Origin of the sequence: Brevibacillus sp. NRRL NRS-603 (assembly GCF_003013445.1) — a bacterium.
In the GTDB taxonomy this organism is placed as follows: domain Bacteria; phylum Bacillota; class Bacilli; order Brevibacillales; family Brevibacillaceae; genus Brevibacillus; species Brevibacillus formosus.
In genome coordinates, this window is the sequence record NZ_PXZN01000112.1 from 1 (window position 1) to 550 (window position 550).

A 550-nucleotide genomic window follows, 5' to 3' on the forward strand; every position below is an offset into this window, starting at 1 on the left:
CCGAAGACAAACGCTCCAATGCATCATAAAAAAGCTCTTCTGCCCAAGCAGGCGGATTGACCGAATCGTACACATCCCCAGCAATGAGCACCAAATCTACTTCCCGCTCATCCGCTATGTGACAGAGCTCGTCCACAAATGCCACTTGCTCAATACGGCGGTCCCGCCCTTCCAGTTGCCGCCCGAAATGCCAATCGGCTGTATGTAATATCCGCATGACTCCTATCACTCTCCACGATCATGTGTTTGCTTTTCATTGTAACAAAAGACAGCGCTGTTCGCGGTTGAAATTTACTCCACTTTTCCGTAACTTTTGCTTCTGACTGCTCGTCTTCCAACTGAAAGGGTCGTGATTGATCGATCTCATCCCGGAAAGGAGCTCGTTACCGTTGCGTAATTCCCGCCTGTTGCCCAACCTGGCAGTAGGACTTGCCGTCTCCAGTCTCGTCCTGACTGCCCCCTCTTCCCTTGCCTCCAAGGCGCCTACCAAGACCCAAGTATTGGATTGGATTAACAAGCAAGCCAAAGATCCAGTTGTTACCGACTATTT

At 50.5% G+C, this 550-nt stretch carries 1 protein-coding gene; it reads right to left on the reverse strand.

The window, feature by feature from the left end; translation table 11 throughout:
- A partial coding sequence (locus C7R94_RS28745; RefSeq protein ID WP_146142847.1) for a metallophosphoesterase family protein occupies window positions 1-217 on the reverse strand: 217 nt, incomplete at its 3' end.
- Window positions 218-550: the final 333 nt, after the last annotated feature.